The sequence below is a fragment of the Streptomyces sp. NPDC037401 genome, assembly GCF_055602345.1.
This window is the reverse complement of record NZ_JBVJWO010000006.1, coordinates 200210-208449: the sequence shown is the minus strand read 5'-3', so window position 1 is coordinate 208449 and position 8240 is coordinate 200210. Positions and strand designations below refer to the sequence as shown.

General features: G+C 70.5%; 6 protein-coding genes. 5 read left to right on the top strand and 1 reads right to left on the bottom strand.

Annotation, left to right across the window (positions count from 1 at the left end):
- Positions 1–135 precede the first annotated feature (135 nt).
- Positions 136–1074 (bottom strand): alpha/beta hydrolase fold domain-containing protein, encoded by a 939-nt coding sequence (locus tag ACZ7H1_RS07970; protein ID WP_470784681.1) that lies wholly within the window; start codon positions 1072–1074, stop codon positions 136–138.
- 263 nt (positions 1075–1337) lie between these two features.
- Here ACZ7H1_RS07970 and ACZ7H1_RS07965 point away from each other — a divergent pair, with 263 nt between their 5' ends.
- The 5 genes from ACZ7H1_RS07965 to ACZ7H1_RS07945 all read left to right on the top strand — a co-directional run bounded on the left by ACZ7H1_RS07965 (position 1338) and on the right by ACZ7H1_RS07945 (position 8054).
- On the top strand, positions 1338–2960 hold the full coding sequence (locus ACZ7H1_RS07965) for an AMP-binding protein (RefSeq protein WP_470784680.1): 1623 nt from the start codon (positions 1338–1340) through the stop codon (positions 2958–2960).
- A 22-nt stretch (positions 2961–2982) separates the two neighbouring features.
- Entirely contained in the window at positions 2983–3480 is a 498-nt protein-coding gene (locus tag ACZ7H1_RS07960; RefSeq protein WP_470784678.1) for an acyl-CoA thioesterase, read from the top strand.
- 102 nt (positions 3481–3582) lie between these two features.
- The gene (locus ACZ7H1_RS07955) at positions 3583–5889 is read left to right on the top strand and encodes an oxidoreductase (protein ID WP_470784676.1); all 2307 of its coding nucleotides are present in this window, start codon (positions 3583–3585) and stop codon (positions 5887–5889) included.
- Positions 5890–5901: 12 nt separating this feature from the next.
- Positions 5902–6945, top strand: coding sequence for a carbon-nitrogen hydrolase family protein (locus ACZ7H1_RS07950; protein ID WP_470784674.1), 1044 nt, complete (start codon positions 5902–5904; stop codon positions 6943–6945).
- Positions 6942–8054, top strand: a complete 1113-nt coding sequence (locus ACZ7H1_RS07945) for a cupin domain-containing protein (protein WP_470784673.1) — start codon at positions 6942–6944, stop codon at positions 8052–8054. The genes ACZ7H1_RS07950 and ACZ7H1_RS07945 overlap by 4 nt, the downstream gene beginning before the upstream one ends.
- Positions 8055–8240: the final 186 nt, after the last annotated feature.

Below are 8240 nucleotides of genomic sequence, written 5' to 3'. Positions count from 1 at the left end.
CCTCTCTCACCTACACAACCCCCTGCGGCTTTTTTGTTTTGGTGCGGGGGCTTTGTGGGGGGGACATGGGGGGACGGGGGACCCCCCCTGCACGGGGCCCCCCCCCCCACGTCGCGACCGGAGCCGGGGGTGCGGTCAGGCGCCCAGGTGGCGGGCCAGGAAGGCGACGCTTTCCGTGACGATCGGAGTGACGTCGGGGGCGCCGAGGAAGATGTGGTCGGCGCCGTCCACGGGCTGGAGGGTGACCTCGCCGCCGGCGCTCCTCAGCGCCTCTGCGAGCACCTCGCTCTGGCTGTAGGGCACGAGCATGTCCGCAGTGCCGTGAACCAGCAGGAAGGGCGGGGGAGTCGCGCCGTGCGCGTGGGTGAGCGGGCTGGCGGTCCGGGCCAGTTCGGGCTGCTCATCGGGGGTGCCGCCCAGCAGTGCGGTGAACGGGTTGGGGAATTCGGCCCCCGGCGGAGCCGGCGGCAGGGCGTGGGAGAGCAGTGATGCGACATCGGACACGCCGTACCAGTCCACCACGGCCAGTACCGCGGTGTGCCCGTCGCGTACGCCCTCGCCGCCCTCCAGGGCCTCACCGACCGGGCTGTCCGGGGTTGTGAGCCCGGCGAGCGCGGCCAGGTGGCCGCCCGCGGACTCGCCCCAGACCCCGATCCGCTCCGCGTCGACGCCGAAGGTGTCGGCGAACTGCCGGACGTAGCGGATGGCGGCCTTCACATCGTGCAGCTGCGCGGGGAAGGGGGCCTCGAGGCTGTGCCGGTAGTCGATGGATACCAGGGCGAGCCCGGCCCGCAGGATCGAACCGTGCAACAGCTCGACGGGGACGGTCGGCGGGGGATAGCGCCGGTCGCCGTCCAGCCAGCCGCCGCCGTGGATCCAGATCACGGCCGGGACCGGCCCGTCGCTCACGGGCACGTGGACGTCGAGCAGCCGGGGCCGGTAGCCGGGGGTGGTCGCGTAGGTGACCCCGTCGAAGTGACGTACGCCGTTCTCGGCCACCACGGGCGGTGCAGGCGTCTGGTAGCGGGGCGGAGGCCACCCCAGGTCGAGCCCGGCCGGAAGTGCTTGTGGCATCGAAGCCTTCTCCAATCGACATGGATCCCGAAGTTCACGCTTTATGACACTTGTCCGAAATGCTTGAACCTCTACAGGGGGATGCCTAGCATGTTACACGTGTAACAAGATTCTGGGGCGGGTGCCGGCGCCCCGGAGTCGACAGGCCGGCTGCGCGCGTCGCGGTGTTGGCAAAATCAAGTATCGCGCATCATTGACGGTCGCAACTTTAGCGACATACTGGCTTCGTTCTCCCCGCTGCCCCGAGATTGAGGTGCCGCCCTATGGAGCTCTCCCCGTCTGCTCATGTCGATACGTTCTGTCGCGATCGGCTCCCGCCCTTCTCCCTCTGGCCCGAACTGCACTTCGACCTACCGGAGTTGAACTATCCGGACCGGCTCAACTGCGCCCACCGCCTGCTCGACGACGCCGTCGGGCGATGGGGGGCCGACAGGCCCTGTCTGCTGACTCCGACGGACCGATGGACGTACGGTGACCTGCTGGAACACGCCAACCAGGTCGCCCGGGTGCTCACCGAGGACTTCGGCCTCGTCCCGGGTAACCGGGTTCTGCTGCGCGGCCCCAACAACCCCTGGCTCGTGGCCGCATGGTTCGGCGTGCTGAAGGCCGGCGGCGTCGCCGTCACCACCATGCCGCTGCTGCGCGCCGGCGAGCTCGCGGAGCTCTGCGAGATCAGCCGGCCGGCCGTGGCCGTGTGCGACCACCGCTATCTCGAGGAACTCTCCGCCGCCGGCGCTTCCGGCCCGGCCGTGCTGGCCTACGGCGGTCCGGGCAAGGAGGACCTGGTCGCGCGGTGCGCCGCGAAGAGCGGGTCGTTCTGCAGTGTCGACACCGCGTCGGACGACGTGGCCCTGATCGCCTTCACCTCGGGAACGACCGGACGGCCGAAGGCGACCCTGCACTTCCACCGCGACGTGCTGGCCAACGCCGACACCTTCTCCCGCCATGTCCTGCGGCCCCACCGGGACGACGTCTTCACCGGAACCCCGCCCCTGGCCTTCACGTTCGGGCTCGGGGGGCTGGTCGTCTTCCCGCTCTCCGTGGGTGCGGCGACGCTGCTGATCGAGCAGGCCGCACCGCAGCAGTTGGCCGACCTCGTGGAGGAGCACGGAGTCACCGTGCTCTTCACGGCGCCCACCGCCTACCGGGCCATCATGGCGGCCGGCGCGGTGCACCAACTCTCCGGGCTGCGCCGCTGCGTGTCCGCCGGAGAGGCGCTGCCGGCGGTGGTGTGGGAGGAGTTCCACGCGGCCACGGGGCTCGGCATCATCGACGGCATCGGCGCCACGGAGATGCTCCACGTGTTCATCTCGGCCTCCGACGACGAGATACGTCCCGGCTCGACGGGACGGCCCGTTCCCGGATACCGGGCCCGCGTGGTCGACGAAGCGGGTGTCCCGGTCCCCGACGGGCAGCCCGGCCTCCTCGCGGTGACCGGCCCGACGGGCTGCCGGTACATGGAGGACCCCCGGCAGACCACGTACGTCAGGAACGGCTGGAACATCACGGGCGACACCTACATCCGCGATGCCGACGGCTACTTCTGGTACGTGGCCCGCAGCGACGACATGATCGTCTCCTCCGGGTACAACATCGCCGGCCCCGAGGTCGAGAAGGCGCTCGCCACCCATCCCTACGTGGAGGAGTGCGGCGTCGTCGGAGCACCGGACGACAGGCGCGGAATGCTCGTCAAGGCGTACGTCGTCCTGCGCCCCGGTGTCGCGCCCGGCGCGGCGACGGTCAAGGAACTCCAGGACCACGTGAAGCGGACCGTCGCGCCCTACAAGTACCCGCGCGCCGTCGAGTTCGTCACCGACCTCCCGCGCACGAGCAACGGAAAGCTCCAGCGCGCCGAGCTGCGCAAGCGCGCCCAGCACACCCTCTAGCGCCGATTCGAAAGGCACGATCATGGACACCTCCAGCTCGCGGCAGGCGGATGACGCGGCGACGGACAGCTGCGCCGCCGGATGCGTCGAAGCCCTCGATCAGAACCTGCCCGGCGTCGTCATCGAGCGGCGCGTCGAATGGTCCGACACGGACGCGGCCGGCCACTACCACCACTCCACCGTCGTGCGCTGGGTCGAGGCGGCGGAGGCGGTCCTGCTGCGGCGACTGGGGCTGGCCCACCTCTTCGGCAGCACGCCCCGCGTCCACTTCGAAGCCGACTACCGGGCCCGGCTGTGGTTCGGCGAGACCGTCCGTACCGAACTGAAGATCACCAAGGTCGGAAGAAGCTCCCTGCACTACGCCTTCACCGTCCACGGCGAGGGGGAGGAGCCGGCCGCCACCGGGCGCATGGTGATCGCCCACGCGGCTGCACGCGCCACCGGATCCACGGCCTGGCCCGATGACGTGCGGGAGGTCCTCACGAAGGGCGGTCCGCAGGCCCCCGAGCTCTTCGCGTGATCCGAGGCAACGCGTCAAACGCACCACACAGGATGTGCTGGACTTTTGACGGTCGCTAAATATGAAACATATCCTGTGTTTGGAACCACGAGGAGGAACACCGTGCGTGTAGCAGTCATCGGAGGAGGCCCCGGCGGGTTGTACTTCGCAGCCCTGGCCCAGCAGCTCTCACCGCAGTGGGAGATCACCGTCTGGGAGCGCAACGCCCGCGACGACGCCTTCGGCTTCGGGGTCGTCTTTTCCGACGAGACGCTGGACGGCATCGCGCAGGCCGATCCCGCCGTGTTCGCGGCGATGTCCGCGGAGTTCGCCCGGTGGAGCGATATCGATGTCCGCTACGGCGGCGATGTCCACGTCTCCGGCGGCCACGGCTTCGCCGCCCTGGACCGCAACCGGCTGAGGGGGATCCTGCAGAACCGCTGCGCGGACCTCGGTGTGGAGGTCCGCTACGGCACCCAGGCCCCGCCCGTCGAGGAGCTCTCCGCCGGCTACGACCTGGTGGTCGCCGCGGACGGAATCCGCTCGTCGACCCGTGCGGCGTACGCCGACAGCTTCCGCCCCGATCTGGACGAGCGCCACTGCCGCTACATGTGGCTCTCCACCGACCGCGTCTTCGAGGCGTTCACCTTCATCGTCGAGAAGCGGGACTTCGGCAGCATCCAGGTCCACGCGTATCCCTACGACGACGAGCGCAGCACGTTCATCGTGGAGATCGCCGAGGACGACTGGCGGCGGGCGGGCTTCGAAGCGTTCGCCGACCGGGATTTCGCGCGCGGCGAGAGCGACGAGGCGAGTGTGCGCAAGTGCGAGGAGATCCTCGCCGAGCACCTCGACGGCCACCGCCTGATACCCAACGCCTCGAAATGGATCCGCTTCACGACCGTCCGCAACGCCTCCTGGCGCCACGGGAACGTCGTCCTGCTCGGCGACGCCGCGCACACCGCCCACTTCTCCATCGGCTCCGGCACCAAGCTCGCCATGGAGGACGCGCTGGCGCTGGCCGCCTGCCTGCACGAACACCCCGATGTGACCTCGGCGCTCGCCGCGTACGAGACCGAACGCCGGCCGGTGGTCGAATCCACCCAGCGGGCCGCGCAGGCCAGCCTCGAATGGTTCGAGAACATCGGCCGCTACACGGCGCAGGAGCCCGCGCAGTTCGCCTTCAACCTCCTCACCCGCAGCCGCCGCGTCACCTACGACAACCTGCGCGTACGCGACGAGGAGTTCACCACCGCCGTCAACTCCTCCTCGCCCGTGCCGCCCATGTTCCGCCCGTTCCGGCTCGGCGGGCTGCTGCTGCGCAACCGGGTCGTCGTACCGCCCACCGCGCTGTACACCGCACGCGACGGAGTCCCCGGCGACTTCGACCTCGTCCACCTGAGCACCCAGGCCCTCGGCGGCAGCGCCCTCGTGCTCGCCGGAATGACAGCCGTCGGCGCCGCCGGGCGGGCCACGCCGGGTTGCCCCGGCCTGTACACCGACCAACAGGAAGCCGCCTGGCGGCACATCACCGACTTCGTCCACGGCCAGCTCGACACCTGCCTCGGCATCCAGCTCACCCATGCCGGCCGCCGCGCGGCGGCCCACGCCGACGGGCCGCCGATCGCCGCCTCCGCGCTGGCGTGGGACGAGCGCAGTCCGGTGCCGCGCGAAGTCACCCGCGCAGATATGGACGTCCTCGTGAGGGACTTCGTCCGCGCGGCCCAGCGGGCCGACCGGGCGGGCTTCGACGCTCTTGAACTGCAGTACGGTCACGGCCACTTGATCTCCGGGTTCCTCTCTCCGCTCACCAACCAGCGCACCGACGAGTACGGCGGAAGCCTGGCCGGCCGGCTGCGCTTCCCCCTGGAAGTGCTCCGCGCCGTACGGGCGGTGTGGCCGGCCGGCAGGGCGCTGCTCGTCCGGATCTCGGCTGCCGACTGGGCGGAGGGCGGCCTGAGCGAGGCGGATGCAGTGGGGATCGCCCGTGCGCTCGCCGAGGCGGGAGCCGACGCCATCGACGTCTCCACCGGCGAGGTCGTCTCCCACGAGCAGCCCCGCTACGGCCGCAGCTACCAGACTCCGTACGCGGACCTGATCCGCAACGCCACGGACATCCCCACCATCGCCGTCGGCGCGATCTCCACGTACGACGACGTGAACTCGATCATCCTGGCCGGCCGGGCCGACCTGTGCGCCGTCGGCCGTGCGCAGCTGTACGACCCCCTGTGGACCCTGCACGCCGCCGCCGCCCAGGGCTACAGCGGCCCGGGGGCGCCATGGCCCGCCTCCTGGCGGGCGGGCAGCGGCCGCCCGCCGGGTGCGCGCACCGACCGGATCGCGCCCCGGCTCCACCTGCTCCGCGAGGCGTCCCTCCCCGTGCACCAGCGCTGGGTCCCGCACCTTCCCGCTGCCGCATCCGCCTGCTGACCTGGAGAACCGATGGAAAATCTGCCACGCTTCACCGCCGCGGCCGTACAGGCGGCTCCTGTGTACCTGGACGCCGCGGCGACCGTCGACAAGGCGATCGCCCTCATCGCGGAGGCGGCGGCCGGCGGTGCCGAACTGGTCGTCTTCCCCGAGGTGTTCGTCCCCGGCTATCCCTACTGGAACTGGACGATGAACCCCGTCCAGGGCTCGCCCTGGTTCGAGCGCCTCTACCGCTCGGCCATCGACGTCCCCGGCCCCTACGTCGATCAACTGCGTGCTGCCGCCCGCCAGTACGGGATCGTCCTCGTCATGGGCGTCAACGAACGCGGCCCGCACAGCCTCGGCGTCCTCTACAACACCCTGCTCACCATCGGCCCCGACGGCGCACTGCTCGGCATCCACCGCAAGCTGGTGCCGACCTGGGCCGAGAAGCTGACCTGGACCGGTGGTGACGGCAGTTCGCTGAAGGTCCACCCCACTCCCGTGGGCCCGCTCGGCGCGCTCGCCTGCGGGGAGAACACCAATACCCTCGCCCGCTTCACCCTGCTCGCACAGGGCGAACTGGTCCACGCGTCCTGCTACATCGCCCTGCCGGTGGCGCCCGCCGACTACGACATGGCGGACGCCATCGCGGTCCGCACCGCCGCCCACAGCTTCGAGGGCAAGGTGTTCTCCGTCGTCGCCTGCTCGACGATCTCGTCGGAGATCGTGGACGCCGTCGCGGGCGACGACGAGGACGTACGCCGTATGCTCGCCCGCCCCCGCAGCGCCCTGTCCGGCGTCTTCGGCCCCGACGGCCGGCCCGTCACCGAGCCGCTGGTCGACACCGAGGGCATCGTGTACGCCGAGATCGACCTGGCCAAGTGCATCCAGCCCAAGCAGATGCACGACATCGTCGGCCACTACAACCGGTTCGACGTCTTCCAGCTCCACGTCGACAACCGCCCGCGCACCCCGGTGACCTTCGCAACGGATCCGGCGCACACCACGACGCCGTGCACACCCCTCTCACCCCTCTCCGCCGAAACCGCCGGCACCACGAATGAGGACGCATGACCACCGAGTACGACGACAGCCGACTGGGCCGAGCACGGGTGTCCGACTCCCCTGAACTCACCGCGTTCTACGGCGAACTCGCCCAGCTCGAAGCCGGCGCGCTGTGGACCGTGGCCAACGACATCGAGCCCTGGTACCCGCAGCCGAAGTCCATACCCGTCCTGTGGCGCTACAGCGAACTGCGCCCCCTGGTCCGCAAGGCCCTCGACCTGGTCGACGCCGATGACGCAGGCCGCCGCGTCGTGATGCTCGTCAACCCGGGCCGCAAGGACGTCAGTGCCGCCGTGGGACTCCTCTACACCGGCCTGCAGATCATGGGCCCCGGCGAGGCCATGACGGCCCACCGCCACCAGGCCGCCGCGCTGCGCTTCGTCCACGAGGGCACCGGAGCCTGGACCATCGTCGACGGGCAGAAGCTGAAGGTCGGACCGGGGGACTTCGCGATCACCCCGAACGGCACCTGGCACGAGCACGGGAACGAGGCGGACGACGCCCCCGTCATCTGGCAGGACGGACTCGACATCCCGCTGGTCAACGCCCTGGACGCAGGCTTCTACGAGGTCCACCCCGAGCTGTACCAGACCCCGGGCGAGGTCATCAACTCCTCCGTGCTCACCTATGGTGCGAACCTGCTGCCCTACGGCGTGGAGAAGTGGACCCGCCCCTACTCGCCGCTCCTGGCGTTCCCCTGGGAACCCACGTACGAGGCCCTGCGCAATCTGGCCAAGGCCACCGCGGGATCGCCGTACGACGGCGTCATCGCGGAGTACACCAACCCCGTCACCGGCGGGTCCGTCATGCCCACCATGGGCGCCCACATGCAGCTCCTGCGCCCCGGCCAGGCCACGCTGGCACACCGCCACACCGGGTCGGTGATCTACACCGCCGCCAAGGGGCGCGGTGTCTCGGTGATCGCCGGGCAGCGCTTCGAGTGGCAGCAGGGCGACATGTTCTGCGTGCCCTCCTGGGCCTGGCACGAGCACCGCAACCTCGACCAGTCCGAGGACGCCTGCCTCTTCTCCTTCAACGACTTCCCCGTCATGCGCTCGCTCGGCTTCCACCGCGAAGAGGCGTACACCGACAACGGCGGGCACCAGCCCACCGCCTGAACCGCTCCGCCGTGACCGGACGCCGCCGGCCCTGACACCGGCGCCGGCACGGCGGAGCCCCGGGGGGGGGGGGGTGCCCCCCCCCCCCCCCCGCCCCCCCCCCCCCCCCCCCAAAGACCCCCCCCCGCGGCTTATCAGCTGCACCCAAAGCGGAAGAGGGGCGTGGGGGGGAAGAGGGGTGATTGC

Bases quoted from the DNA above. Each gene is read 5' to 3' on its own strand.
- ACZ7H1_RS07950 (WP_470784674.1), top strand. From the start codon at position 5,902: ATGGAAAATCTGCCACGCTTCACCGCCGCGGCCGTACAGGCGGCTCCT.
- ACZ7H1_RS07970 (WP_470784681.1), bottom strand. From the start codon at position 1,074: ATGCCACAAGCACTTCCGGCCGGGCTCGACCTGGGGTGGCCTCCGCCC.
- ACZ7H1_RS07965 (WP_470784680.1), top strand. From the start codon at position 1,338: ATGGAGCTCTCCCCGTCTGCTCATGTCGATACGTTCTGTCGCGATCGG.
- ACZ7H1_RS07945 (WP_470784673.1), top strand. From the start codon at position 6,942: ATGACCACCGAGTACGACGACAGCCGACTGGGCCGAGCACGGGTGTCC.
- ACZ7H1_RS07960 (WP_470784678.1), top strand. From the start codon at position 2,983: ATGGACACCTCCAGCTCGCGGCAGGCGGATGACGCGGCGACGGACAGC.